At 63.3% G+C, this 24,472-nt stretch carries 29 protein-coding genes and 1 tRNA gene; 14 read left to right on the top strand and 16 right to left on the bottom strand.

The annotated features are described in order from the left end of the window. Nucleotides 1-664 precede the first annotated feature (664 nt). From G559_RS30525 to G559_RS0124485, 3 genes are all read right to left on the bottom strand, one after another. Complete coding sequence (locus tag G559_RS30525) at nucleotides 665-1,135, bottom strand: hypothetical protein (RefSeq protein ID WP_155945755.1); 471 nt, start codon at nucleotides 1,133-1,135, stop codon at nucleotides 665-667. 85 nt (nucleotides 1,136-1,220) lie between these two features. After that, nucleotides 1,221-1,928, bottom strand: a complete 708-nt coding sequence (locus tag G559_RS0124480) for a hypothetical protein (protein ID WP_028630755.1) — start codon at nucleotides 1,926-1,928, stop codon at nucleotides 1,221-1,223. 46 nt (nucleotides 1,929-1,974) lie between these two features. Beyond that, nucleotides 1,975-2,259 (bottom strand): hypothetical protein, encoded by a 285-nt coding sequence (locus G559_RS0124485; protein WP_028630756.1) that lies wholly within the window; start codon nucleotides 2,257-2,259, stop codon nucleotides 1,975-1,977. A 120-nt stretch (nucleotides 2,260-2,379) separates the two neighbouring features. Between G559_RS0124485 and G559_RS0124490 the strand changes: the two genes are divergently transcribed. The 8 genes from G559_RS0124490 (at nucleotide 2,380) to G559_RS0124530 (ending at nucleotide 7,594) form a co-directional block, all read left to right on the top strand. Beyond that, nucleotides 2,380-2,604 carry a hypothetical protein gene (locus G559_RS0124490; protein WP_028630757.1) on the top strand — a complete coding sequence of 75 codons (225 nt, stop codon included), beginning with the start codon at nucleotides 2,380-2,382 and terminating at the stop codon, nucleotides 2,602-2,604. 3 nt (nucleotides 2,605-2,607) lie between these two features. Continuing rightward, on the top strand, nucleotides 2,608-2,901 hold the full coding sequence (gene pflM / locus G559_RS30635; RefSeq protein WP_162144834.1) for a lysogeny maintenance protein PflM: 294 nt from the start codon (nucleotides 2,608-2,610) through the stop codon (nucleotides 2,899-2,901). Nucleotides 2,902-2,904: 3 nt separating this feature from the next. Continuing rightward, nucleotides 2,905-3,522, top strand: coding sequence for a hypothetical protein (locus G559_RS0124500; RefSeq protein WP_028630758.1), 618 nt, complete (start codon nucleotides 2,905-2,907; stop codon nucleotides 3,520-3,522). A gap of 364 nt (nucleotides 3,523-3,886) precedes the next feature. Further along, nucleotides 3,887-4,273 carry a helix-turn-helix domain-containing protein gene (locus G559_RS30130; RefSeq protein WP_081668156.1) on the top strand — a complete coding sequence of 129 codons (387 nt, stop codon included), beginning with the start codon at nucleotides 3,887-3,889 and terminating at the stop codon, nucleotides 4,271-4,273. Then, entirely contained in the window at nucleotides 4,273-5,577 is a 1,305-nt protein-coding gene (locus tag G559_RS0124515) for a HipA domain-containing protein (RefSeq protein ID WP_028630760.1), read from the top strand. Before G559_RS30130 ends, G559_RS0124515 begins: the two co-directional genes overlap by 1 nt. 151 nt (nucleotides 5,578-5,728) lie before the next feature. Beyond that, a tRNA-Sec gene (locus G559_RS0124520) sits at nucleotides 5,729-5,824 on the top strand. An 857-nt stretch (nucleotides 5,825-6,681) separates the two neighbouring features. Then, entirely contained in the window at nucleotides 6,682-6,963 is a 282-nt protein-coding gene (locus tag G559_RS0124525; protein WP_028630761.1) for a hypothetical protein, read from the top strand. 178 nt (nucleotides 6,964-7,141) lie between these two features. Further along, nucleotides 7,142-7,594 (top strand): hypothetical protein, encoded by a 453-nt coding sequence (locus tag G559_RS0124530; RefSeq protein WP_028630762.1) that lies wholly within the window; start codon nucleotides 7,142-7,144, stop codon nucleotides 7,592-7,594. A 140-nt stretch (nucleotides 7,595-7,734) separates the two neighbouring features. On the opposite strand, the gene G559_RS0124535 is transcribed toward G559_RS0124530, so the two are convergent. The 7 genes from G559_RS0124535 to G559_RS0124565 form a co-directional block, all read right to left on the bottom strand. Next, entirely contained in the window at nucleotides 7,735-8,202 is a 468-nt protein-coding gene (locus G559_RS0124535; protein ID WP_028630763.1) for an aminoacyl-tRNA deacylase, read from the bottom strand. A 207-nt stretch (nucleotides 8,203-8,409) separates the two neighbouring features. Beyond that, nucleotides 8,410-8,907 (bottom strand): GNAT family N-acetyltransferase, encoded by a 498-nt coding sequence (locus G559_RS0124540; RefSeq protein ID WP_028630764.1) that lies wholly within the window; start codon nucleotides 8,905-8,907, stop codon nucleotides 8,410-8,412. A gap of 7 nt (nucleotides 8,908-8,914) precedes the next feature. Then, nucleotides 8,915-9,472 carry a DUF4136 domain-containing protein gene (locus G559_RS0124545; protein WP_028630765.1) on the bottom strand — a complete coding sequence of 186 codons (558 nt, stop codon included), beginning with the start codon at nucleotides 9,470-9,472 and terminating at the stop codon, nucleotides 8,915-8,917. An 86-nt stretch (nucleotides 9,473-9,558) separates the two neighbouring features. Next, nucleotides 9,559-10,158 carry a DUF4136 domain-containing protein gene (locus G559_RS0124550; protein WP_028630766.1) on the bottom strand — a complete coding sequence of 200 codons (600 nt, stop codon included), beginning with the start codon at nucleotides 10,156-10,158 and terminating at the stop codon, nucleotides 9,559-9,561. Nucleotides 10,159-10,169: 11 nt separating this feature from the next. Further along, nucleotides 10,170-10,919, bottom strand: a complete 750-nt coding sequence (locus G559_RS0124555; protein WP_028630767.1) for a methyltransferase domain-containing protein — start codon at nucleotides 10,917-10,919, stop codon at nucleotides 10,170-10,172. After that, nucleotides 10,916-11,218 carry a MazG-like family protein gene (locus tag G559_RS0124560; RefSeq protein ID WP_028630768.1) on the bottom strand — a complete coding sequence of 101 codons (303 nt, stop codon included), beginning with the start codon at nucleotides 11,216-11,218 and terminating at the stop codon, nucleotides 10,916-10,918. The genes G559_RS0124555 and G559_RS0124560 overlap by 4 nt, the downstream gene beginning before the upstream one ends. Nucleotides 11,219-11,272: 54 nt before the next feature. Next, nucleotides 11,273-12,127, bottom strand: a complete 855-nt coding sequence (locus G559_RS0124565; RefSeq protein WP_028630769.1) for a MaoC family dehydratase — start codon at nucleotides 12,125-12,127, stop codon at nucleotides 11,273-11,275. 169 nt (nucleotides 12,128-12,296) lie between these two features. On the opposite strand from G559_RS0124565, the gene G559_RS0124575 reads away from it, so the two are divergent. Continuing rightward, nucleotides 12,297-13,295 carry an AraC family transcriptional regulator gene (locus G559_RS0124575; protein ID WP_028630770.1) on the top strand — a complete coding sequence of 333 codons (999 nt, stop codon included), beginning with the start codon at nucleotides 12,297-12,299 and terminating at the stop codon, nucleotides 13,293-13,295. Between the two features lie 48 nt (nucleotides 13,296-13,343). On the opposite strand, the gene G559_RS0124580 is transcribed toward G559_RS0124575, so the two are convergent. After that, nucleotides 13,344-14,699, bottom strand: a complete 1,356-nt coding sequence (locus G559_RS0124580) for a 3-oxoacyl-ACP reductase (RefSeq protein ID WP_028630771.1) — start codon at nucleotides 14,697-14,699, stop codon at nucleotides 13,344-13,346. A 164-nt stretch (nucleotides 14,700-14,863) separates the two neighbouring features. Between G559_RS0124580 and G559_RS0124585 the strand changes: the two genes are divergently transcribed. Next, nucleotides 14,864-16,141, top strand: a complete 1,278-nt coding sequence (locus G559_RS0124585; RefSeq protein ID WP_028630772.1) for an acetyl-CoA C-acetyltransferase — start codon at nucleotides 14,864-14,866, stop codon at nucleotides 16,139-16,141. A 126-nt stretch (nucleotides 16,142-16,267) separates the two neighbouring features. Here G559_RS0124585 and G559_RS29310 read toward each other — a convergent pair whose 3' ends face one another. The 3 genes from G559_RS29310 to G559_RS0124600 form a co-directional block, all read right to left on the bottom strand. Continuing rightward, nucleotides 16,268-16,522 (bottom strand): hypothetical protein, encoded by a 255-nt coding sequence (locus tag G559_RS29310; RefSeq protein WP_036997843.1) that lies wholly within the window; start codon nucleotides 16,520-16,522, stop codon nucleotides 16,268-16,270. Between the two features lie 365 nt (nucleotides 16,523-16,887). Beyond that, nucleotides 16,888-17,172 carry a DUF2218 domain-containing protein gene (locus G559_RS0124595; RefSeq protein ID WP_028630773.1) on the bottom strand — a complete coding sequence of 95 codons (285 nt, stop codon included), beginning with the start codon at nucleotides 17,170-17,172 and terminating at the stop codon, nucleotides 16,888-16,890. An 11-nt stretch (nucleotides 17,173-17,183) separates the two neighbouring features. Further along, nucleotides 17,184-17,825: an NAD(P)-dependent oxidoreductase gene (locus G559_RS0124600; protein ID WP_028630774.1), complete on the bottom strand. Its 642-nt coding sequence runs from the start codon at nucleotides 17,823-17,825 to the stop codon at nucleotides 17,184-17,186. Between the two features lie 101 nt (nucleotides 17,826-17,926). Here G559_RS0124600 and G559_RS0124605 point away from each other — a divergent pair, with 101 nt between their 5' ends. From G559_RS0124605 to G559_RS0124620, 4 genes are all read left to right on the top strand, one after another. Then, nucleotides 17,927-18,820 (top strand): LysR family transcriptional regulator, encoded by an 894-nt coding sequence (locus G559_RS0124605; RefSeq protein WP_028630775.1) that lies wholly within the window; start codon nucleotides 17,927-17,929, stop codon nucleotides 18,818-18,820. 71 nt (nucleotides 18,821-18,891) lie between these two features. Continuing rightward, nucleotides 18,892-19,785: a PA4780 family RIO1-like protein kinase gene (locus tag G559_RS0124610; protein ID WP_028630776.1), complete on the top strand. Its 894-nt coding sequence runs from the start codon at nucleotides 18,892-18,894 to the stop codon at nucleotides 19,783-19,785. A 66-nt stretch (nucleotides 19,786-19,851) separates the two neighbouring features. Then, the gene (bfr, locus tag G559_RS0124615; RefSeq protein WP_028630777.1) at nucleotides 19,852-20,316 is read left to right on the top strand and encodes a bacterioferritin; all 465 of its coding nucleotides are present in this window, start codon (nucleotides 19,852-19,854) and stop codon (nucleotides 20,314-20,316) included. A gap of 379 nt (nucleotides 20,317-20,695) precedes the next feature. Continuing rightward, complete coding sequence (locus G559_RS0124620; protein WP_028630778.1) at nucleotides 20,696-21,598, top strand: EamA family transporter; 903 nt, start codon at nucleotides 20,696-20,698, stop codon at nucleotides 21,596-21,598. Here the strand turns inward: G559_RS0124620 and cueR are convergent. Together cueR and G559_RS0124630 are read right to left on the bottom strand one after the other, a co-directional pair. Beyond that, nucleotides 21,564-21,965 carry a Cu(I)-responsive transcriptional regulator gene (cueR, locus tag G559_RS0124625; protein WP_028630779.1) on the bottom strand — a complete coding sequence of 134 codons (402 nt, stop codon included), beginning with the start codon at nucleotides 21,963-21,965 and terminating at the stop codon, nucleotides 21,564-21,566. The two genes, G559_RS0124620 and cueR, sit on opposite strands and share 35 nt — an antisense overlap. A gap of 88 nt (nucleotides 21,966-22,053) precedes the next feature. After that, nucleotides 22,054-24,438 (bottom strand): heavy metal translocating P-type ATPase, encoded by a 2,385-nt coding sequence (locus G559_RS0124630; protein WP_028630780.1) that lies wholly within the window; start codon nucleotides 24,436-24,438, stop codon nucleotides 22,054-22,056. Nucleotides 24,439-24,472 lie beyond the last annotated feature (34 nt).

Here is a 24,472-nt window from a genome sequence, read left to right on the forward strand (position 1 = left end):
AATATTAGCTTTTGACATCCCGAAGATGACAGCTTTAGGTTCTTCTAACCAGGTTTGGTAGGATGTTGGATATTTTATCAAGAATTAGTCCATTGTCAGTTGATTCAATCTTCTTTAGCTCAATGTGGGCTGTTGATTGGTCTTTCTCAAGAATGAAATTTCTTTCAGTTGAGGCGAGGAGGTTGATCGTATTTAGTACGCCTTCGTGAACTGCGCTTTCTGAAGCTACATAGAGTGCTAGGTATTTGCTTTCTATGTTAGTCATCTCATTCTGAAAATATTTAATTTCATCAAGGCCCTGCTTGTATAATCGCAAGAAAAAGTATGCAAAAACTTCTATAACCAGGACTAGTGAAAGTCTCGGTAGGAAGTGAGCTGCTATTTCAATTTCGGTGGTAAGCGTTGGGGCATCAAAAACTGAGTAACCAAGAATGCTAACTCCCGTAACGGTCGTTAATATTCCAAGGCCTAGATTTATATTGCCTCTTTTTGACTGGCTTTTAATTTCAACTTCTAGTCTTGAGATTGTTCTCTGAAATAATTCGTCTCGTTGCTTGAATTTGCTGCTGTCCTTGATGGATGCGGTAAGCTTGTTGAAATATTCTTCAAAGGTGTTGCTCTCTAGGCGAGTAGAAAGCTCCTTAAGGATTTCTTCTTTCTCATCCTAGCTAAAAATCTCGCCAGCGGATCCGCCGCTCTGAAGCTTCTGAATTATCGTGTCGTATTTAGCGTCCAGTCTGTATATTTTTGCTTCATGGCGTCGCAGAAGGTCCCTGAGAGAGCTTTCATCTATTCTACTAGAGCTTGAAGAAGTTAGTGTTTCTGGTTGTAGGTAGTTGAAAAATTGGCGAACTATGATGGCTATAATAGTTAGGCCGAGAGGAATGAGTATGTATTGAGGAGTTAGTATGGTTCGTTTGATGGTGGCCAGTAGCGGGGAGCTTTCGTCTATTGGATTTATGAAGTAATGGTAAAAGGCAAGATAAGAGGCTATCCCTGCGGTTGCTATTAAAAATGCCGCTCTTATTTTCTTTCGGAACGCCATTTTCGCATAGCGCCTGTATTCTTTTTCGGCCATTTCCTCAAGAAATTTCTGGTTTGAAAGGAATGACTCTCTAATTTCGTCAGCGTTCATTTTGTTATCTTATGCCCTAGCTTTTTTGCTTCTTGTGTAGATATATTTAATTACGACTTAACTGATTTTTGTTTGAGTTTGCTACTTATCCCATAGGGCTAAAATTACTTGCCGCTGAGCAATATCTCTCCTTCATACCATCACTTTGTAGTGTTCTGTCGCTTTGATAGCGCACCCCCCAGGCACGGCATTCATCTTTAAAGAACTGCTTCGCACCCTTTCGGCATTCCCGATAGTCAATCGAACCACGCCTGTGGTTACCACATACGCTGCTGCCGTCGATGTAGTTGTTCACGATGGTCCAGGTGGCGTAGTAGCGGGCGCCGCCGCTCCATTTATCGATCCACTCGCCATGCTTCTCGATGGTTCTGCTGCGTGTGGTTGTCTGCTGGATGGGTTGTTGATAAGCGGATGACTGCCTGACGCCTTCCATGCTCACGATGTTGTCAGGCTGGCGTGGTGTGTAGTTCTGGTCGTTGTATTCGGTTTGCTTGATCTGGGTTTTGCGCTCGGATTCTTGCTGCTTGACGCTGGACCAGAACATTTCCTCAGCAGTTGGCTGATTCGGGTCCGGTTCTTCGAAAGGAGGGAGGGGAGAGTAGTCGTTCTGCGGCTGCTCGATCGTTGCGACCGGCGCGGAGTTTTGCAGGAAGGGGATTCGGGCACCTGCCAGGTAGAGCAGGCCGGCGGTGATGCTGGTACCGATCAGGCTGGCGATTAGCCATTTGCCGATATTGCCGGCCCCTCGCGATGCTTTCAGGTAGTTCGGTGCGTCATCCCAGTCCGCTTTCATTTCTTCACTTCACTCCTTTGAAGTCAGCAACCTACGGCCTTCTTGGCTAGCGCTTTTCCGCGCCTTTCTGAGATGAGGTCTCGCGCTGAGCGTCTTCATAGCCGGGACTGATCTGGCCTGCCTCCGGCATCACTTCACCCGTTAAAAGCCACCAACGGAACTGCGGGAATACCTTGGCAATGGCCAGGATCTCCTCTTCCTTGATCTCCCGAGACTTGGAGGGATTCTTCAGGTTGCTCCAGGTGTAGCGACTGATGCCGGTCATCTCCTCCAGCTTGGGCAGCCTGATATCCGACCAGGAGAGGATGGTTATAACGCGCTCTTTGATCATTCCTGATTCATCTAAATAAACTCTAGTCAAAATGACTTGAGTTGAATATGCTCGAAATAGATTGAGTCAGATTGACTCTAGTTACATGTGAGTAAATACCAACATAGTGCAACAAAGGCCATGGATGTGGAAGGAACGACCCTCTCGCTTAAGGACCTGCTCAGCCCGCCGCCGGTGATGCCCTGGCGCGAGTTCGCCGACTGGATACGGATGAGCAATGAACACGACGTGGTGTGGGGCTGGATTCGCAACGGCTATATCCCGTCGCACAAGGTGGGGAAGTACGTGATGGTCAACGTGGCGCTCCTGACGCAGCAGCTGCTGGAGAAGGAGCGAAGGGCATGAACCATCGACACAGTCGAATGCTGGCGCTGCCTCGCCCGCGCCGAGCATTGCGTCTGCTCTGTCTGCTGGTGCCCATGCGAACGGGCGAAGTGCGTTCTTTCCCGGTCCATGTCCTGCGAGCACGGCCGCCCCGCACGGATATCCAGGGCCGCTGGGCGCCGGGTCTGCCCGCGGGCCTCGTGCTGCGGGAAACACAGGCGCGTGCGCCGCGCGCTGAAGTATTGGCGCGTTGTGTATGGCAGCGGCGCGCCCACGCCCTCCGTGTCCATTTGCGAACCGTTCGGCAGGGAGCCCTGAGCCGTGTCTGAGCGCCAACCCAGGGCCCTGGTGGCCTGCGAATTCTCCGGCCGCGTACGCGACGCCCTGACCCGTGTCGGTTTTCATGCGGTGAGCTGCGACCTTCTGCCCTCGGAAACCGAAGGCGAACACGTCCTGGGGGATGTCTGCGAACTGCTGGACCTGGGCTGGGACCTGCTGATCGCCCACCCGCCGTACATTGATCTCGCCGTCTCCGGTGCCCGCTACTTCGCCGCCAAAATCGCGGACGGCAGGCAGGGCAGGGCGGTCGACTTCGTCCGCACTCTGCTGGCCGCCCCGATTCGTTTCAAAGCCCTGAAGGGCCCCACGTCGGTGATTTCCACGCAGATCCGCAAGCCCGACCAGACTGTCCAGCCCTGGATGTTCGGCCACGGCGAGCGCAGATATATCCACTTCTGGCTGGAGAACCTGCCGAAGCTGCAACCCACCCACATCGTTTGCGAGCGCGATCCGGCCGCGCTGTACATGGCGCCCAACTCCGGCCCCGAACGCTGGAAGAGCCTCTGCCGCACTCACCAGGGCATCGCCGACGCGATGGCTGACCAATGGGGCCGCTACGTGATCGACCAGCTTGCCGGGCGGCATTGCGCCAACGAGTGACTCGCTTATGTCCTCAGGATCACGCGGAAATTTCGCGCAGCTCACTGAGAGCGAGGCACCCCGTACTGTCGATGACCATGGGTTTGCACACCGGGTGCCAGGCCACCTCCTGGATGTTCTGGAATACGGCCCCACCAGGGATTTTCGCCAGCTCTTCAACACCTCGCGGCTTGCTGAGCAGGAAGGCAAGGGCAAAGCCCTGTGCCAAGAGTCCTCTCGTTCGTGAGGTTTTTCCGGCTTGGTCTGTTCTGTGACTATAATCCTTGCGTACGTGAGGATTCCGAGTGGCTATGCACTCTGATTGAAGCAATCCTCACGATCATGTGGATTATTTCGTGCAGCTCAGCATCGCTCGGTTTTCCTTATGAGCGTGGGGATTTTTTCAGTGAATGTGCCAATCGATTCTCCTAAAGCCCTGGGCCACCTCATTCGGGCCTGCCGAAAGGCCATGGATATGCGCCAAGACGTGGCCGCTGGCGTTATTGGCGTGAGCGAGAACTTCCTCGGCAAGGTCGAGCGCGGCGGCGAAACCGTGCAATGGGGCCTGCTGTTCCAGGTCATGCAAGAGCTGGGGCTGAAAGTGTCGGTGGAGGTTCCCGATGAGATTGCCGGGGAGGCAAGGGCTCAGATCGTTCGCGCATTCAACAAGTCCGCGACGGTGCCCCACCCCGGCAAGAGCAATCCCGGCTCAGATGATTTGAACCGTCTGCTGCATGCCATTGAAACGTCCCTGAACGACAAGGCTCGCTGATGGATCGGCAACTGTACGTCTGGATCAACTTCGACCAGGTCGGTGTGCTGGCCGAGCGCAACGGCTTATGGACCTTCACTTACACCCAGGCCTGGTTGGATAAGCGTGATGCCTATGCCATCAGCCCGAGTTTGCCGTTGAGGGCGGAGCCTTACGTTGACGGTGCAAGCGACCGCCCGGTTCAGTGGTTCTTCGACAACCTGCTCCCGGAGGAAGGGCAACGCCAGCTCATTGCCTCAAGTGCCGGCGTTGGTGTCGAGGATGCATTCGGGATGCTGCAGCACTTCGGCGCCGAGTCGGCAGGGTCCATCACCTTGCTGCCCCCCGACCTGGTGCCCGAGCCAGGCGAACTGCGAGCACTCTCCTTTGATGCCATGGCCGAGCGCATTCAGAAAATGCCTCAAATCCCTTTGGCCGAGCAGTCCTTCAAAAGGATGTCGCTGGCCGGGGCGCAACACAAAGTCGCACTCCGCGTTGAGGAGGGTGGGTTCCTGGAACCAGGCGGTAACGAACCCTCGACACACATCCTCAAGCCGGATCACCCGAGTGGAGACTTTGCCCATTCGGTGATCAACGAGTGGTTCGTGATGACACTCGCCAGGAAGGTGGGCCTGCCTGTTCCGGCCGTGACCCGAAAGTACATTCCCATGCCGGTCTACCTGGTCGAGCGGTTCGACCGGGCTCTCACCACCACAGGGTGGACAAGGCTCCACTGCCTGGACGCCTGCCAGGTCCTCAACCTTGATAGATCGACCAAGTACCACGCGGGCAACGTCGAGCGCCTGCGTGAGTTGAGCGCGATGTGCCGCATTCCAGCCAGAGCCAGGCTTCAACTCTTCCAGTGGCTGACGTTCAACGTTCTGGTTGGCAACACCGACGCACACCTGAAAAACCTGAGTTTCCTCATGAGCCCTCGGGGGCTGGAGCTGGCACCTTTCTATGACCTGCTGAGTACTGCCGTCTGGACCACGAAGGCTTTCGACAAGGACCATTGGCCGGGCGCAGTGACCATGGCCTGGCCAATAGCGGGTGAAGATCGCTTGGAGCGCATGAGCCTGGACCTGCTTGTCGAGGCGGCCGGGATACTCGCGATCAAGCCGGCCACGGCGAGAGCACAGGTTGTCCAGCTGGCTACAGCAGTGCGCAAAGGTGCCAAGGAACTCATTGACCAGGTGCAACGTGAAAACGAAGAGATTGCGAGGTTGCAGCCCGAGGTCAGGCAAGCATTCCCCGGGGAGATGAGAGCGCTGCGCTGCATCGATTCGATCATCATTACTGAAATGTCGGGCAAGATGCTCCGTTGAGGCCGGGCACTCTGCGCTACGCTAGCCTTGCGTCAGGCCACTCCTTCCAGGATGTTTTCCGGTATGGTCCGACCATAGATTTTCGACAGTTCTTCGACACCTCCGCGCTTGCAGAGCAAGACGGCAAGGAAAAAGCCTTGTAGATCGACATGGAAGGCAAGCACGCCCGGTGGCGTGGCCGGGCTTCAAACCCGGTGGGGGACGGCAGCCGTTCCTGGGTGGGTTCGACTCCCACTGCCTTCCGCCAATTCGCCCCTCTGGAGGTCCTGGGTTACGGGGCTTTCAGCGCATCCACCGACCCCGGCTTGGCCGAGGTGTCGAAGACGTGTCGAAATCCCGAATCTGAGGGAAATGGGGACGAGTCTATTTTCTGTCGTTGCCCAGCATCCGCGCTGGGGTCTCCCTCATCTCATGCAGCACATGCCACACATCTCGCTCGATATAGACGACCAGGTTGGGAATAGCACTTCAACGCTCAGGAGCGCAGTCCCGGCAGATCGAGCTCGTGGGCGTATCTCTATGAGCCCGATTCAGGATGCCAGCTGATGCGCTTGAAGGTGCGCTCCAGGGCGTCGATAGAGCCCAGTGGTGCCTGTTCGGCTTCTTCATTTGAACCTGGGAAACCACGTCCTTAGGGCGTGTTCATGAGTCATTGGATCTGCCTGTGACGATCGAAATGCCTGATATACAGGATGAAGTCGGAGTGTCTGTAGGAGCGAGCTTGCTCGCGAACAGCCCGAGCACGATCTTTCGCGAGCAAGCTCGCTCCTACACGTTAGTAGCCCGGATGAAATCCGGGGAAAGTCCAATCGCCGCTCCCGGATTTCATCCGGGTTACGATCTGCGCCATGCAGGGGGACTGTCTTCATAAGCTGGACGTTTCGACAGACGGTCAGCCCAGATTGGCCCTGAGCCCTTGCGGCTTCCAAGGGCGCTCAGCACTATGCGCTGCAGTTCATTCGGCAGTTGCTTTAATGAGCAGGGGGCTGCGCGATTGGCTTTCCACCTGGTTGTTCAAGTAACGCCGCTTCACTGGCAACACCGCATCAGGAAAAGCGCCTCTTAGAAGGTGCACTTACGCACAAGCGACTATCAGGAGTTGATATGACCATTCGATTCGCACTGGGTAGCGTGCTGGTACTCATGGCAAGCGTTTCGTTTGCCGCCGCCCCTGCCGCCAAGAAAGAAAGCGACAACTACTACCTGAACTGGCAGGAACGTAACGGCGCAATCGCCCTGGACTCCGTCTGCAGCAAGAACGAGAAGGGCTCCTCGCAGTTCCGCGACTGCCAGAAGCATGCGCAGGTGGTGTTCCGTAACTCCTGCACCCGTTCGAAAGACCCGGCCAGCAAGTGGTGCGTGGCGCAGAGTAAGTACAAGCCCTGAGTCCGTATCGACCTTCACCCCGCCGGCCCCGCCTCTGAAAGCCCCTGTTTATGGGGCTTTCCGCTCGCATTTTTTGACCTCTCGACCACTGGGTAGAGACGCACGGCTGCTGCCAATCTCGCGCTTATAGTGGATAGGTGACCCTCGCAACGGCGCTTCTTACTGCAGGAGGCCAGCGATGAACGCAGCGAGATACCTGGCACTGATCATGGCCGCTTGCGGATTGTGCGGATGCGCGAGCCCGGCAGGCGACGCCAGCAACGAGATGCTCGAAGTCAGATTGAACGCCACGCCGAAGAACGCCGGGCGCATCGCGCAGGCGACGCTGGTACCGCGGGGCGATGAGACGAGCATTTCGCTGGTGATCAGCGGTGTACCCTCCTACACGACCAGGCCTGTTCGCCTTTACACCTTCATCTACCCGGGAAGCTGCGCGTATCCTGGGGGCACGCCGGCCTATGAGCTGAACAGAACGCTCACGACAGACCGCCACTTCCGGGGTGATGTCTGGCGAATGTCGAAGTCGGCACCGGTTCCCCTCTCGACGCTTCGCGCGGGTGATTACTCCCTCGTGTTGCGCACGACGCCCGCGGACGGCAGTTTCGATATTTTCTGTGGGGATATTCGGTAAGGCACGCGCCATGCCATTGGAAAAGGCTCCTGGTAAGGAGCCTTTTGGTTTGTGCGTGAGGACGGCTTGAAGGCGCAGGCCTTTGGCCTGCCTGGCGATTGAAATCGCCCCTACAGAAGTGCCGTTGTGTGAGGGCGCAGCTACTCGCAGAACCGCCCGCTTTTCGCTTCTGGAATCAGGGCCATGTAGTGCTTGCCGCTCATGTGCACGAGTTCGTCGTGGCGGCCGGATTCGAAGTAGATGTCCGGCTGTTCGGTGAGGGACTGGTCGACCAGGGTTTCCAGGCCGAAGAGGTTGCCCACGGCGGGGATGGCGCCGACATCGCAGTCACCGAAGCGTTTGCCGAAGTCACGCTCGCGCACCAGGCGCCAGTGGCGGTGGGTGAGCTTGTGGACCTTTTCCAGGTCGACATGGCGCGAGGCGGGGATCACGGCCATCAGCCAGTGGCCCTGGAAGTCGTCGAGGATGACGGGCTTGGCCATCTGCTGCGGTGGTATGCCCGCGCGGCGGGCGGCTTCGCGGGTGGTCATGGAGGCGGCGTGGTTGAGCACGTCGAAGCGGGTCTTGTGCTGCATCAGACTGCTTTGCAGCTGGGTGATCATGGTCATGAGACACCTCCTGCCAGGCGCCGGCTTGTCGCTCCCGATAAGCCGGTGGGGCCGGCACGCAAGGAGGAGCCTCCCGCTCCCCACCCGGCATCGACGTTGGCCGGTGCCTTGTGGATAAGTTTAGTGAGAGGCAGGCGAGTGGGGGCGGCAGGTGCCGACCGGTTCAGCCGGGGTTGTGGCCCATGGTTTCGCAGTGGGTCATGAGGCTCAGTCCATGAGGGGCTTGTCCATCTGCACCAGGGCAACGCGGCGGCCGTCCGGGCCGTGGCGTTCGACGATGGTGCGGGGCTGGTAGCCGAGGCGGGTGTAGAGCAGCAGGCCACCGGCATTGGCATTGAAGCAGGAGACTTTCATCAGCCTGGCCTTGTACTGCTCGCGGGCCTGGCGCTCCATCGCTTCGATCAGGTATTGGGCCACGCCCTGACCGCGCGCCCAGAAGGCCACCATCATGTTGCCGAGGGCGCAGAACTCGCCGTTCTGCCATTGGTAGAAGTTGGCGAAGCCGGCGACCTTGCCGTCCAGCAGGGCGACGGTGCTGCCACGGCGCTCGGCCATGGCGGCGGCGAGCTGGCCGACGGTGAGCGGCCAACTGGCCTTGGGGTAGGCGAAGAAGAGTTCGTCCGCATCCTGGGGGAAGCGGACGATTTCGTGGAGGTCTTCGGCGCTGGCGGGGCGGTGTTGCAGTTGGGGATAGGCAGCGGGCATGGGGGACTCAGTGCGGTGGGTATTGGGCGATCACCTTGGCGACCGTCTCGCGAATGGCGGCTTCACGTTCGGCGGGGCTTGGCGGCGCGCTCGTCATGACCTGCTCGGCACTGCCGCGCCAGACCAGCTTGCCGTCCTTGCCGTCGTACAGGTCCACCTGGATGGTGGCGACCTTGTAGTTGTAGATGCGGGTTTCGGTGTAGGCCGGGCCGCCCCAGTAACCTCCCCAATAGCCGCCCCAGGCGCCACCGTAGTTGTAGCTGGTCTGCTGCTGGCGCTCATCGACGATCAACCAGGACTGGACGGTGAGGTCGGCCTTGCCGTCGGCGGCAGGGCGCAGGCCGCGCTGGTCGAGTTGCTGGCCGACGGCTTCACGGATGCGTTGCTCGGTGAGGTCGCTCTTGATACGTGGGTCGTCAGGGCTGTACTGCAGGGCAGGCTCTTTCCAGCTCCAGCTGTGATAGGCCCCGAAGTCGCGCGTGCTGTCGTAATCCCGGTTGAGGTTGTAGTTCTGGCAGGCGGCCAGGAGCAGTGCTGCGGACAGGACTAGCGTGCGGCGGATCATGATCGGATCTCCTCTGCCTGGACCTCTATCGAAGCGCAAGGCCAGGCCGCCGGCAAGGGGATTTTGGGGTGTTGGGCGACGGCGTCTCAATTCGGTGGATAGTCGTCCAGTGCTTGCTTCACCGCCTGGCGCAAAGCGTTGACGCTGTCGGAACGGCTGCCATTGGCGTAGGCCTCACCACTGCCGCTCCACACCGGCTGATTGTCGTGGGCGTCATAGAACTCCAGGTAGACCACGGCCACCTGCTCCTCGTAGGTGCGGACGATGGGGACGGTGGCCCAGGCGCCGTACTGGTCGTGCCAGGGGCCGCTGCCGTAGTAGGCGCCGGCGTAGTCGTCGTACTGCCGCAGGCGCTTTTCGTAGCGCAGGCGGGCGCTGACCTTGAGATCGGCCTGGCCGGGATCGCGGGCCTGGCGCAGGCCGTGCTGGTCGAGGCCTGCGTTGACCATGTCGGCCATCTGCTCGGGGGTTGCCCAGTTGTTGCCCGCGGGGAGCTGGCCGTCGAACCAGGTCCAGCTGCGGTAGCGGCCGAAGTCGCGTGGCGGCGCGGGGTAGGCGCTGCTGTCGAAGGTGGTCGCGGCGCCCGGCGGCGCGGGTGGCAGCGGGCGGGAATCGGCCGTGTAGGGGTTGGGGCTCTGGCAGGCGCCAAGCAGCAGCGCCAGGGTGAGCAGAGCGGGCAGTTTCATCGGGCCTCCGTTCAGAGCGGGCGGCAAATCCAGTGTAGGTAACGGCCGAGCCCTTGGTAGCTGGGGTGGCGCCGGTAGGCCAGCTCCATTTCCAGCAGGTCCACCAGTTCGGCCTTGGCCTGGAACTCCTGGGGCATGTAGTCGTGGAACACCCGCACGCCGCTCTGTTTTTCGACCTGCCAGTGGCCTTCGAGTTGCGCGGCCAGGTCGCGCGGGTCAAGGGGTTGCTGCGGGGTCAGGCTCTGGCCTTCGCCGGCGAACTTGTGTTTGCGCAGTTTGCGGAAGTGGCCCTTGAGCAGGTTGCGGTAGATCAGCGCGTCCTTGTTGTAGAAGGCCAGCGACAGCAACCCATCCTTGGCGGTGAGCTGGTGCAGCACCGGGAGGATGGCCTCGGGTTCGGCGAGCCATTCCAGCACGGCGTGGCACAGCACCAGGTCGTAGGGTTCGGTGAGCTGGCCGAGCAGCTCCTGCCAGGGCGCCTGGAGGAAGGTGGCGTTCTGGCCGGCTTCGTCGAAGCGCTGGCGAGCGCCTTCGAGCATGGGTTCGGCGGGTTCGGCCAGGGTCACCTGGTGACCACGCTGGGCCAGCCACAGGGACATATGGCCGAGACCGGCGCCGACGTCGAGCACGCGCAATGGGCGCTCGGGCAGCACTTCGGCCAGGTCGGCCTGGAGCACCGCGAGGCGGATGGCGCCCTTGGCGCCGCCGTAGATCTTCTCGGCGAAGCGTGTCGCCAGTTCATCGAAGTGTCGGTCGCTCATGTGAAGCGCCTTTCGCTGTCGGCGAGCTTGGCGCGCACCACGGCGTCCATGTCCAGGCCCAGCTCGGCGCAGAGCAGCAGGAGGTAGAGGATGATGTCGCCCACTTCCTGGCCGGCGTGGGCGAGTTTCTCGGGGGGCAGTTGGCGTGACTGGTCTTCGGTCAGCCATTGGAAGATTTCCACCAGCTCTGCCATTTCCACGCTGGCAGCCATGGCCAGGTTCTTCGGGCTGTGGAATTGCCGCCAGTCGTTGCGGTCGCGAATGGCGTGCAGGCGGTCGGTGAGTTCGTCGAGGTTCATTGCGCTCTCCTTGGAGCCGCTAATGGTCCCGCCGGCCGCCCGCCGGCGCAAGGGTCAGACGAGGGGGCGCCAGCTCCCGGCCATGTGCGGGGTGTCGCCCTTGCCACGCAGGACGAGTTGGCCTGCCGGCGCCGCTGCGCTGGCCAGCAGGGTGACTTCGCCCGGCAGCAACACGGGTTTCTGGAAGCGCACCTCCAGCTCGTACCCGGCTGCGGGCAGGTGAATTTCCAGCGCCGCGAGGCTGCGGGCCTTGTTCCACAGGCCGTGGGCGATGGCGCGAGGGAAGCCGAACAACCGGGCGCTGATGGCCGAGAGGTGGATGGGGTTGTAGTCGCCGGCCACGCGGGCGTAGCGCCGGCCGATGTCGCCGGAGGCATACCATTGATCCAGATGGTTCAGCGGCAAGGTGTCCATGGCGGCGCGCGGTTCGGGCTGGTCGGGCAGGCGCAGGCCACGGAAGAGGATGCGGCTGTCGCCTTCCCAGACCAGGCCGAGCTGGTCCTCCAGGCGGGTGATCAGGCTGAAGGTGACGCCTTTTTCATGGGGCTGCAGATCATCCAGCTGCACGCTGACGGTGAAGGGGCCAAGGCCGCCCAGCGCACGAAACACGCGGATACGGTTTTCCAGGTGCACCAGCCCCAGCAGCGGGAAGGGGAAGCGCGGGTCGGTAAGCAGACGCATCTGCAGCGGGAAGGCGAGGATGTGTGGATAAGTCGCCGGCAGCAGGCCCTTGTCGCTGAAGCCGCAGACGGCGCGGTAACGCGCCAGGTGGCCGGGGTCGACGCTCACCTGGCAACGCACGCCCAGTTCGGGCAGGGCCTTGCCGCGTGTACCACGGCGCACGGCGGCGCGGGCGAACAGGCCGGGGAGGGCGGGGGGAGCGGACAGGTCGAGCCAGTCGGTGGCCATGGATGATCTCCTGGAGGCGAATGGGGCTCAGCATAGCCAGCGGCGTCGGGCGCACATTGGCCGACCTTCCCGGGGCCGTGGCAGGGCAGTCAATCGCGGCCTTGAGCGGCGGGGACAAAGCTGCATAAGATGGCTGCGCCTCGCAGACAATAAGAATTATCCGAAAATGATGCGTGATCTGACCGACGATGTGGCGCTGATGCGCCCGGTGATCGACGCCCTGCGTGCCAGCGGCACCGATCCGGACAAGGTACTGGTGCGCGTGGGCCTGCCGCCTGGCGGGCTGCCCGCAGGTCGCTTTCCCCATGCTGCGCAAACCCAGTTCTGGAAGGCTGCCGCCGATGAATGCGGCGAGGAGCATGTCGGCCTCTACCTGGCCGGTCACCTGCCTGCCTTCCATGGGCTGCTGTTGGAATACCTGTTCCTCTCCAGTGGGACCTTCGGTGAGGGGTTGCGCCACGCCCTGCGCTATGTGCGCCTGCTCTCCGACACCCTGAACGCCCATCTGGAAGTGGAAGACGACCGTGCCGTGCTGTCCCTCGGCCGACACGCCGGCAGCAACCGCCACTTCCCGGAAATGCTCGCCGGTGCGGTGATCCGCCTGTTCCATGCTCTCACCGAGGGCCAGTTCAAACCCCATGAAGTGCAACTGATGCATGCCGAAGGCGCGCCCGCCGAGCGCTACCAGGCGGTGTACGGCTGCCCGGCAACCCTGGGCGCTGAGCGCTATGCGCTGATCTTCGATGCCGAAGTGCTGGACAAACCCTCGCGCCACGCCGCGCCAGACTTGCTGCGCATGCACGAATCCCTGGCCCGTCGCCAATTGGCCGAGGTGGAACGCCTGGACCTGGTGCGCCAGGTGCGCGAGCTGATCGGTGAGTTGCTGGTGGACAGCGGTGCCACCCTCGAACAGGTGGCCGCCCGCCTGAACATGCCGGCCCGACGCCTGCGCGAACGCCTGGCCATGGCCGGCGTGCGCTTCAACGACCTGGTCACCGACTACCGCTGCCGGTTGGCCAAGGAGCTGCTGCTGAAGACCGACGAGCGCATCGAGGTGATTGTCGAGCGCACCGGCTTCTCCGAGCCGAGCACCTTCTACCGGGCGTTCAAACGCTGGGTAGGGGAGACGCCAGTGGAGTTCCGGCGAAAGGGGAAGGGCGAGGGCTGAGGCCCGCGTGAACGCTCTTGTGGGGGCGAATGCCCTTGTAGGGGCGAATCACGCCCCCAGCAGGCTCTGCCCGCACACCCGCATCACTTGGCCGGTCAGGGCGCCTGAGCCCGGCTGGGCGAACCAGGCCACGGCTTCGGCCACGTCCTGGGGCAGGCCGCCCTGGTTCATGGAGTTCATGCGCCGGCCGGCTTCGCGGATGGTGAGGGGGATGGCTGCAGTCATCTGGGTTTCGATGAAGCCCGGCGCCACGGCGTTGATGCTGATGCCGCGCTTGGCCAGGGCTGGCGCCCAGTTCTGCGCCAGGCCGATCACCCCGGCCTTGCTCACCGCATAGTTGGTCTGGCCGAGGTTGCCGGCGATGCCGCTGATGGAGGCGATCAGCACCACGCGGCCGTTGTCGTGCAGCTTGCCCGCGTCCAGCAGGGCCTGGGTGAGTACGTGCGGGGCGCGTAGGTTGACGTTGATCACCGAGTGCCAGAAGTCGTCGCTCATCTTGGCCAGGGTCTTGTCGCGGGTGATGCCAGCGTTGTGCACCAGGATGTCGACGCCTTCGGGCAGGGCTTCTACCAATTGGCTGGCAGCGTCGTCGGCGGTGATGTCCATGGCGACACCCCGGCCGCCCAGGCGCGCGGCGAGGCCGTCGAGGGCGTCCTTGGCCTGGGGCACGTCCAGCAGCACCACGTCGGCACCGTCGCGGGCCAGGGTTTCGGCAATGGCGGCACCGATGCCGCGGGAGGCGCCGGTGACCAGCGCGCGCTTGCCGGCCAGCGGGCGGGTCCAGTCCTGCACCCGCTCGGCACAAGCGGTCAGGCGCAGCACCTGGGCCGAGACGTAGGCGCTCTTCGGCGAGAGGAAGAAGCGCAGGGCGCCTTCCAACTGGTCCTCGGCACCCTTGCCCACATAGACCAGCTGCACGTTGCCGCCACGGCGGATTTCCTTGCCCAGGGAGCGGGTGAAGCCTTCCAGGGAGCGCTGCACGCTGGCGGCCACCAGGTCTTTGGTGGCTTCCGGTGCGCGGGCCAGCACGACCACTTTCGGGCATTTGCCCAGGCCTTTCATGGCCGGCTGGAAGAAGTTGCGCAGCTCGATCAGTTGCTCGAAACGGGTCAGGCCACTGGCATCGAAGATCAGCGCCTTGAGTTTCGGGCCGTGCTCGGCGGTCCAGCGCGGCAGGCCGAAGCGGCCGTCTTCATCGGCGAAGTTCTGGTCAGTCAGTTTGTTCAGTACGGTGCTGGCGACTTCCGCCAGGCCACCCTGGCCACCGATCAGCAGGGCACCGTCCACCGGCCGTGCGCGGCCCGCCATCCAGCGCTCCAGGCGCACCGGCGCCGGCAGGCCGAGGGCGCCAACCAGGCGCCGGCCGGCGTTGGAGTTGGCGAAGGCGAGGTAACGGTCGTTCATGGGGTAGCGCTCCTGCTGGAAAATCGAAAGTGGGCTCACTCTACGCAGGCGCAGGTTGCGCGCAATTGACCGCGCTGACCTGCCGCCCGGCAAGGCGGCCAATCCAGGCGTCTAGTCTTGTATCCGACACTGCAACCTGCCAACCCTCATCGCAAGGAGTCACCATGACCCAGCTTCGCCGGGTCGCCATCGTCGGCGGCAATCGCATCCCTTTCGCCCGCTCCAACACGGTCTACGCCACGGCGAGCAACCAGGACATGCTGACCAGCGCCCTCGAAGGCCTGGTGGAACGCTTCAACCTCCATGGCGTGCGCATTGGGGAGTTCGCGGCCGGCGCGGTGCTCAAGCACTCCCGGGATTTCAACCTGGCGCGCGAGTGCGTGTTGGGCTCGCGCCTGGCGCCGGAAACCCCGGCCTATGACATCCAGCAGGCCTGTGGCACGGGTCTCGAAGCCGCCATCCTGGTGGCCAACAAGATCGCCCTGGGGCAGATCGAGAGCGGCATCGCCGGCGGCGTGGACACTACTTCCGACGCGCCCATCGGCGTGCATGAGGAGCTGCGCAAGATCCTCCTGGAGGCCAATCGCGGCAAGACCACCGGCGACAAGATCAAGACGTTGCTGAAAGTACGTCCGCGCCACCTGGCGCCGCACATTCCGCGCAACGGCGAGCCGCGCACCGGGCTGTCCATGGGCGAGCACTGCGAGCTGATGGCGCAGACCTGGGCCATTCCCCGTGATGAGCAGGACCTGCTGGCCATCGCCAGTCACCAGAAGCTGGCGGCCGCTTATGCCGAAGGCTGGCAGAACGACCTGATGAGCCCCTTCCGTGGCCTCAACCGCGACCAGAACCTGCGCCCGGACATCAACGCCGAGAAGCTGGCGAGCCTGAACCCGGTGTTCGAACGCGGCCCGCGCGGCACCCTGACGGCGGCCAACTCCACCCCGCTCACCGACGGTGCCTCGGTGGTGCTGCTGGCCAGCGAGGAATGGGCCAAGGCGCGCGGGCTGCCGATCCTCGCGTACTTCAAGGATGGCGAGGCGGCGGCGGTGGACTTCGTCAGTGGCGAGGAAGGCCTGCTGATGGCGCCGGTCTACGCCGTGCCGCGCCTGCTGGCGCGCAACAACCTGTGCCTGCAGGATTTCGATTACTACGAGATCCATGAAGCCTTCGCCGCCCAGGTGCTCTGTACCCTCAAGGCCTGGGAAGACGCCGACTACTGCAAGACCCGCCTCGGCCTGGACAAACCGCTGGGCGCCATTGACCGCAGCAAGATGAACGTCAAGGGCAGCTCACTGGCCGCCGGCCACCCCTTCGCCGCGACGGGCGGGCGCATCGTCGCCAACCTGGCCAAGCTGCTTTCGGTCGCCGGAGAGGGGCGCGGCGTCATCTCGATTTGCGCCGCCGGCGGCCAAGGTGTGACTGCGATCCTGGAAAAGTAATCCAATACCCGTGGCGGCAAGTCATCGCCGCCACGCGATGTAAGCAACTCCGTGATTTAGGGCGGCCCGCAATGTCGGGGCCGCCCTTTTTTTTGCCTTGCGCCAGGCCTCGGGGGCGTTACCCGCTCATCCGTCGATCAGCGCGCCGCGCCTGACGATCTTCACCATCTGGTTGAACTCGAGCCGCACCGGGTCGCGGCCGGTGATGCTCCAGCCCAGGTAGAGCAGCAAGTCGATGTGGGCGCGCATGGCGTGATAGCAGCGTCGCTCATCCGGAGCCCGGCGCTTGCGCACCACGACCCATTGCCCTGCCACGTACTCGATCCAGGGGTGGTCGGCCTGGGGGTGGTCGGGGACGGCCTGAAGTCTTGCGTCTGTCATTCGAAAGAACCTCCCTATTGCTCGCCAGCGTGGGCGCGCGCTTGCAGCTTTCCCGGCCTGCATCTGGGGACCGAGCAGTTGCAATCGTGTCTCAGCAATGGCTGTGCCATGCCGCCAGGGGCGTTCTAGCCCGCGCGTTCCAAAGGGTTTCGACGGTTTTCAGGTGATTGGAGTGGGGATTTGCACTCAGGGGTGGGGCAAGCCTTACCCCGAACGGGGGAAGTGCTTCGAACACGAGATTTCGGCTGGCGCGGGGGCCGGAAGGGCGGGGGTGAATCTACAGCGGTGCGCGGGACGGTGGGTATTGGGCGATCCGGTTTTCTAGACGGTCTGGACTGCGTCCCACTGAGGACGCAGCCGTCGTTTCAGGCCTTCCACTCCAGGTTCAGTTCCTCCTGCCATGCCACGCGGACGAAGTGGCTGCCGACGATATCTTTCAGGCGCTCCAGGCCCTCCGGCGTCTGGCTTTCCACGGCCAGGGTCAGGCCGTCGCCATCGACGCGCAGCAGACCGAGGCCCAGGTCGAATTCGATGCGGCCCTGCTGTTCGTCGTAGCTCACGGGCACGCGGTGGGCGAAGTGCTTGCACAGGCGGCTGATGTAGCGCGCCGGGGTGGCGGTGGTGACATGGGCGGATGCGGTCAGGGTCATGGGGGCTCTCCTCAGTAGCCGACGGTGAAACGTTGGCGGATGTGCTGGGGTTGTTCCAGCTCGTCGATGATGGCCACGGCCAGGTCGGCGACGCTGATGCGCGCCGGGTGATCGCCGCTCATCAGCAACTGGTCGCCGCCGATACGGAAGCGGCCGCTGCGCTCGCCCGGCTCCAGCAGCGCGGGTGGGGAGAGGAAGGTCCAGTCCAGGCTGTGCTCTTCGCGGATCAGGTTGAGCGCCTGGCGCGCGCCTTCGGCGCCTTCCTGGTAGGCGGCGGGGAAGTCGGGCGTGTCGATCAGTTGCAGGTTCGGTGCGACATACAAGCTGCCGGCGCCGCCTACCACCAGCAGGCGTTTCAGGCCGGCTTGCTTGACCCCGGCGAAGATGGCCTGGGTGCCCTGGATGAACAGCTCGCGAATCTTCTCCTCGCCCCAGCCGGGGTTGAAGGCGTGGACCACCGCCTCGTGGCCGGCCACGGCCCGGGCGATGGCGGCGGCGTCATAGGCGTCACCTTTGAGGGCCGTCAGGTTGGGGGGCTGGGGGAGTTTTTCCGGGTGGCGGACGATGGCGGTCACTTGGTGGCCGCGTTGCAGGGCTTCGTCGAGGACGGCGGAACCGACGAAACCGCTGGCGCCGATCAGGGCGATTTTCATGAGCATCTCCAAGGTGGGTTGCGAGGTGGCGCATAATCGCTGCTGGATAATCGATGGAAAAAGTGCTTGAAAGCGCTTTCACAATTAAGCGGAGCTTACGAATGGAACAGCTCAAGCGCATGGCAGTGTTCGCCACGGTCGTGGAGCGCGGCAGCATGGTGGCCGCGGCAGAGGTGCTGGGCATGACGGCCTCGGCGGTCAGCCAGCAGATCCGCAAGCTGGAGGCGGAAACCCAGGTCAGCCTGCTGCACCGCACCACCCGCAAGCTGACCCTGACCGAAGCGGGCGCGGTGTTCTACAAGAGCTGCGCCCAGGTACTGGAACTGGCGCAGCAGGCCGAACAGCGCCTGGCCGAACTGCGTGATGCGCCGGTGGGCGAGTTGCGTATTGCCGCTCCGGTCGGCTTCTCCAACGGCATGCTCACCGAGGCGCTGGCGCCGTTGCTGGAGGCTCATCCGGGCCTGAGCCTCCAGCTGTTCTTCCATGACGAGCAGATCGACCTGGTGGAGCAGCGCATCGACCTGGCTATCCGCGTCGGCCGCCAGGAAGACTCCAGCCTCGTGGCCCGCCACCTCGCCGATTGGCCGGCGGTGCTCTGTTGTGCTCCGGCCTACCTGGCCCGCAGTGGGCCGATCCAACGCCCGGAACGCCTGCTGGAGCTGGACTGGATCAGTCTCAACGGCGAACGCCAGCAACACCAGGTGAGCTTCACCGGTCCAGGCGGGGAAGAGCAGCGGCTGCGCCTGGAGCCGCGAGTGGCCTGCAACAACATCCTCGCCGTGCGCAGCTTCACCCTGGCAGGGCTGGGCCTGTCCTTGCAACCGGAGCCGGAAGTCCGGGAAGAACTGGCCAGCGGTCGGCTGCTGGCGCTGCTGCCTGAGTGGCAGCCCAAGCCCGTGGGGCTCTACATCGTCACCCCTCGGCGCGATGCGCAGCCGGCCAAGGTGCGCTATGCCATCGAAACCCTTCGTCGTGGTCTTTCGCGTCGTGGATAGCCGTCGGAGCCTGCATGCCGTATAACGTCGGCCAGTGTTCCACTTCCCCCGACGATGCCCGCTGCACCTGAATGAAGACCCCGAAACGCCTTGAGCCACTGCTGGAAGATGGCCTGATCGATGAAGTCCTGCGCCCGCTGATGAGCGGCAAGGAAGCCTCCGTGTACGTGGTGCGCTGCGGCAGCGAGCTGCGTTGCGCCAAGGTTTACAAGGAGGCCAACAAGCGCGGATTCCGCCAGGCCGCCGAGTACCAGGAGGGCCGCAAAGTCCGCAACAGCCGTGATGCCCGGGCCATGGCCAAGGGCTCGAAATACGGCCGTCGCGAGCGCGAGGACTCCTGGCAGAACGCCGAGGTGGCCGCGTTGTTCCGCCTGGCCAACGCCGGGGTGCGGGTACCCAAGCCTTACGACTTCCTCGATGGCGTGCTGTTGATGGAGCTGGTCAGCGATGGCGAGGGCGATGCCGCACCGCGCCTGAATGACGTCGACCTGACGCCCGAAGATGCCCGCGAATTCCACGCCTTCATGATCGGCGAGATCGTCAAGATGCTCTGCGCCGGCCTGGTCCATGGCGACCTGTCCGAGTTCAACGTGCTCCTCGATCCTTATGGTCCGGTGATCATCGACCTGCCCCAGGCCGTGGACGCTGCCGGCAACAATCACGCATTCCGCATGCTCGAGCGTGATGTCGGCAACATGTCGGCCTATTTCGGGCAGTTCGCGCCTGAGCTGCTGTACACCCGCTATGCGAAGGAAATGTGGGCGCTCTTCGAAGAAGGCAAACTGACCCCGGAAACCCCGCTTACCGGCGAGTTCGCCGAGACCGAGGACACCGCTGATCTGGATGCCGTGATGCGTGAAATCAAGGCCGCCCTCGCCGATGAAGCCCGTCGCCAGGCGGCCTTGTCCGAGCAGGACGCTCCGGTCGGACGGGAAGAACCAACACCGCCATGGATGGTCAGCTGAGACTGACTTGACCGGGCCGGATCGGCGCACGATCCTTGTTCATTGGTTTTTTCAGGAGATGGGCAGATGCAAGGCCAAGCTGAAGTGGTGGATTACCTCAAGGACCTGTTGCGCGGTGAACTGGCCGCCCGGGACCAGTACTTCCTGCATTCGCGGATGTACCAGGACTGGGGCTTCAACAAGCTGTTCGAGCGCATCAACCACGAGATGGAAGAGGAAACCCAGCACGCTGACGCCCTGCTGCAGCGCATCCTTTTCCTCGAGGCCACCCCGGACATGCGCCCGCGCACCATCCACCCCGGTCAGACCGTGCCAGACATGCTGCGCGCCGACCTCAAGCTGGAATACGAAGTGCGCGCCGCGCTGAGCAAGGGCATCACCCTGTGCGAGAAGCACAAGGACTACATGAGCCGCGATATCCTCGTCGCCCAGCTCAAGGACACCGAAGAAGACCATGCCTACTGGCTGGAGCAGCAGCTCGGCATGATCGACCGCATCGGCCTGAAGAACTACCTGCAGTCCCAGGCTTGAGCTGATCGAATTGAACCGGAAAGGCCGCGCTTGCGGCCTTTTTCATTTGGCTCGGACGTTGGACTTCGCGGGCCGAGCGGCTTGCCGCCTGGCCCGACCTGCTGGATGGCTGCGCAATAATTCGCTCCGTCTGGCGGGTAGGATGGGTTGAGGCACGAAACCCATGCGGATCGCGGTTGATGGGTATCGCAGTCTCGCGGAGCGCCGCCCGACCCATCCTGCGGGACTGCTGCGCAGTCCTTGGTGAATGAATTCGCCCCCACAGGGGCGGGGAGAGGGGGGGGCAGTGATACAGCGCCCAGTGATTTTTGCAGGCTTCTGTGTCCTTACATCCGCCCGCCAGGCTGTTAGCGTGTGCTGAGTTTCTGGAGCCCTCGCCATGCCTGTCCCGCACATCCTCCTGGCCCTGCTGGTCACCCTGATCTGGGGCGTCAATTTCGTGGTGATCAAGGTCGGCCTGGAAGACTTCCCGCCACTGCTGTTCTGCGCCTTGCGCTTTGCCCTCGCAGCCTTGCCGCTGTTGTTCCTGCGCGGGCCGATGCCGGCGCCGTTCTGGCGCATCGTGCAGATCGGCCTGTTGCTCGGGGTGATCAAATTCGGCCTGCTCTTCGTCGGCATGCACCTGGGCATGCCCGCCGGGCTGTCGTCGCTGGTGCTGCAGAGCCAGGTGTTCTTCACCATCCTCATCGCGGCGCTGTTCCTCGGTGAGCGGCCCAGTCGCCGTGGTCTGATGGGGCTTTTGCTGGCCGCTTCCGGCCTGGTACTGATCGGCTTTGGTCGGCCGCTGGGAGACAGCCTGCTGGCCTTCATGCTGGTGATCGCCGCCGCGCTGGCCTGGGCCTTCGCCAACATCGCCACCAAGCGCAGCGGCGCGAAGGACATGCTGCGGCTGATCTGCTGGGTCAGCCTGATTCCGCCGCTTCCCCTGCTGGTGCTCTCGTACCTCTTCGAAGGTCCCGAGGCCATCGCCAGTGCTTTGAGCCACCCAAGCTGGGGCGGTATCGGCGCGCTGGTCTATATCGCGTTCCTGGCGACCACTGTGGGCTTTGGCCTCTGGAGCTTCCTGCTGCAGCGCTATCCCGCCAGCCTGGTGACGCCCTTTGCCCTGGCGGTTCCGGTGTCCGGCCTGCTGTCAGGCTGGCTGCTGTTGGGTGAACAGCTCAGCGCTGCCGGCTGGCTGGCGTGCGTGCTGGTGTTCGTCGGCCTGGCGATCACCGTGTTGCCCAAAGGTGCGCTCGGCCGAGTGTTCAGTGGCAGCAGCCGCCTGACTCCAGATCCTTGAGGATCGGGCAGTCGGGCCGGTGATCGCCCTGGCAGTGGTCCACCAATTCCTGAAGGGTGTCACGCAGGCCCGCCAGCTCGGCGATCTTGCGGTTCAGTGCTTCGATATGGTCACGGGCCAGCGACTTCACATCGGCGCTGGCGCGCTGGCGGTCCTGCCAGAGCTCAAGTAAACGTCCCACTTCCTCCAGCGAGAAGCCCAGGTCCCGCGAGCGTTTGATGAAGGCGAGGGTATGCAGGTCCTGGGCGCTGTACTGGCGGTAGCCGCTGTCGGTGCGTCCGGCCTCCGGCAGCAGGCCGATGCCTTCGTAATAGCGGATCATCTTTGCGGTAAGCCCGCTTTTCTTGGCGGCTTGGCCGATGTTCATTGGCGTTTCCTCTGTTGCGGTCCCTCGACCGTAGGCGCGAGCTTGCTCGCGAACCTTCGCCAGCAAGCTGGCTCCCACGGAGCAGGGTTCATTCTTCAGGCTTCCAGGTTTTCAGCAGCAGCGCATTACTCACCACGCTGACGCTGGACAGCGCCATGGCGGCGCCCGCTACCACCGGGCTGAGCAGGCCGGCGGCGGCCAGGGGAATGCCGATCAGGTTGTAGATGAAGGCCCAGAACAGGTTCTGGCGGATCTTCGCATAGGTGCGCCGCGAGATATCCAGGGCCGCCGGCACCAGGCGCGGGTCGCCGCGCATCAGGGTGATGCCGGCCGCGTGCATGGCCACGTCCGTGCCGCTGCCCATGGCGATGCCGACGTCGGCAGCGGCCAGGGCCGGGGCGTCGTTGATACCGTCGCCGACCATGGCGACCACGACTCCGTTGGCCTTGAGCGCGGCCACGGTGGCCGCCTTGTCGGCGGGGAGCACCTCGGCATGGACCGAGTCGATACCCAGCGCCTCGGCCACCACCCGCGCGCTGCCACGGTTGTCGCCGGTGATCAGGTGGCTGTGGATATTCCGCTTGCGCAGGGCCTCTACGGCTTCGGCCGCGCCGTCCTTCAGCGTGTCGCCGAAGGCGAACAGGCCGAGCACGCGCTGCTCAGGCTTCAACTCCAGCAGCCACGACAGGGTGCGGCCCTCGGCTTCCCACGCCGTGGCGTAGTTGGTCAACTCACCGGCCGCGAGTTTCTGTTCGTCCAGCAAGCGACGATTGCCCAAGGCCAGCAGGCGGTCGTTCACCCGTCCTTGAATGCCGCGCCCGGCGAGGGCCTGGCTGGCCTCAACGACGGGGGGTTCCAGGTGGCGTTCGGCGCAGGCGTCCAGCACCGCCTTGGCCAATGGGTGTTCACTGCCGCGCTGCAGGGCGCCGGCCAGTTGCAGCAGCTGATCTTCATTGCCATCCAGCGCCGCCAGGTGGGCGATGCGCGGGCTGCCGGAGGTCAGGGTGCCGGTCTTGTCGAAGGCCACCGCCTGCACGGCATGTGCGACTTCCAGGGCTTCGGCGTCCTTGATCAGGATGCCGTGGCGCGCCGCCACGCCGGTACCGGCCATGATGGCGGTGGGGGTGGCCAGGCCGAGTGCGCAAGGGCAGGCGATGACCAGCACGGCCACGGCGTTGATCAAGGCGGTCTCGACGCTGGCGCCGGCAAGCAGCCAGCCGGCCAGGGTGGCGAAGGCGATCAGCAGCACGGCCGGGACGAATACCTGGCTGACCCGGTCCACCAGTTTCTGGATCGGCGCCTTGGCCGCCTGGGCGTCTTCTACCAGGCGGATGATCCGCGCCAGCACGGTTTCGCCGCCAAGGGCCGTGGTGCGTACCAGCAACCGGCCTTCACCGTTGATGGCGCCAGCAGTGACGCGATCGCCGGGTTGTTTGGGCACGGGCAGGCTCTCGCCGCTGATCAAGGCTTCGTCGGCATGGCTCAGGCCTTCGTTCACCTCGCCGTCAGCGGGGAAGCGCTCTCCGGGCTTGACCACCAGCAGGTCGCCCAGTTGCAAGGCGGCGATGGCGACGTCTTCCTCCCTGCCTTCTACAAGACGGGTGGCGCGTTCCGGGCGCAGGGCTTCCAGTGCGCGAATGGCCGCGCTGGTCTGGCGTTTGGCGCGGCTTTCCAGGTACTTGCCCAGCAGCACCAGGGCGATTACCACGGCTGACGCCTCGAAATAGAGGTGCGGCGTGTGGCCGGGATGGGCCGCCCACCATTGATAGAGGCTCAGGCCGTAACCGGCGCTGGTGCCGATGGCCACCAACAGGTCCATGTTGCCGGCGCCGGCTTTCACCGCCTTCCAGGCCGCGCGATAGAAGCGTGCGCCGAGGATGAACTGCACGGGGGTGGCCAGGGCGAACTGTGCCCAGGCCGGTAGCATCCAGTGCAAGCCGAACCCTTCCAGCAGCATTGGCACCACCAATGGCAGGGCGAGGGCGAGGGCGATCAGGACCGCCCAGCGCTCCCGACGCAGGCGGGTTTCGGCGTCGTCTACGGGCGGGTGGGCATCGTCCACCAGGCTGGCGGAATAGCCGGCGGCCTCCACGGCCTGGATCAGACGCTCGTTGTCGGGTTGGCCGAAGAGCTGCAAATGGGCACGTTCGCTGGCCAGGTTCACCGTCACTTCAGCGACCCCCGGCACCTTGCGCAGGGCACGTTCGACGCGACCGACGCAACTGGCGCAGGTCATGCCGCCGATGGCCAGTTCCAGGCGCTGGGCGGGTACCCGGTAGCCCGCGGCCTCCACCGCCGCCACCAGGGCCGGCAGGCTTTCGCCGGGGGCCTGGACGCGGGCGTGTTCAGTGGCCAGGTTGACGCTGGCGGCCTGCACGCCCGGCACTTTGGCCAGGGCGCGCTCGACACGGCCTGCGCAACTGGCGCAGGTCATGCCTGATATGGGCAGGTCGAAGGCGGTTGGGTTGGTCATGGGCTGATCCTCCTAATCTGCGGACTAGGATCAA

The sequence above is a fragment of the Metapseudomonas resinovorans DSM 21078 genome, assembly GCF_000423545.1.
GTDB classification, from domain to species: Bacteria; Pseudomonadota; Gammaproteobacteria; order Pseudomonadales; family Pseudomonadaceae; genus Metapseudomonas; species Metapseudomonas resinovorans.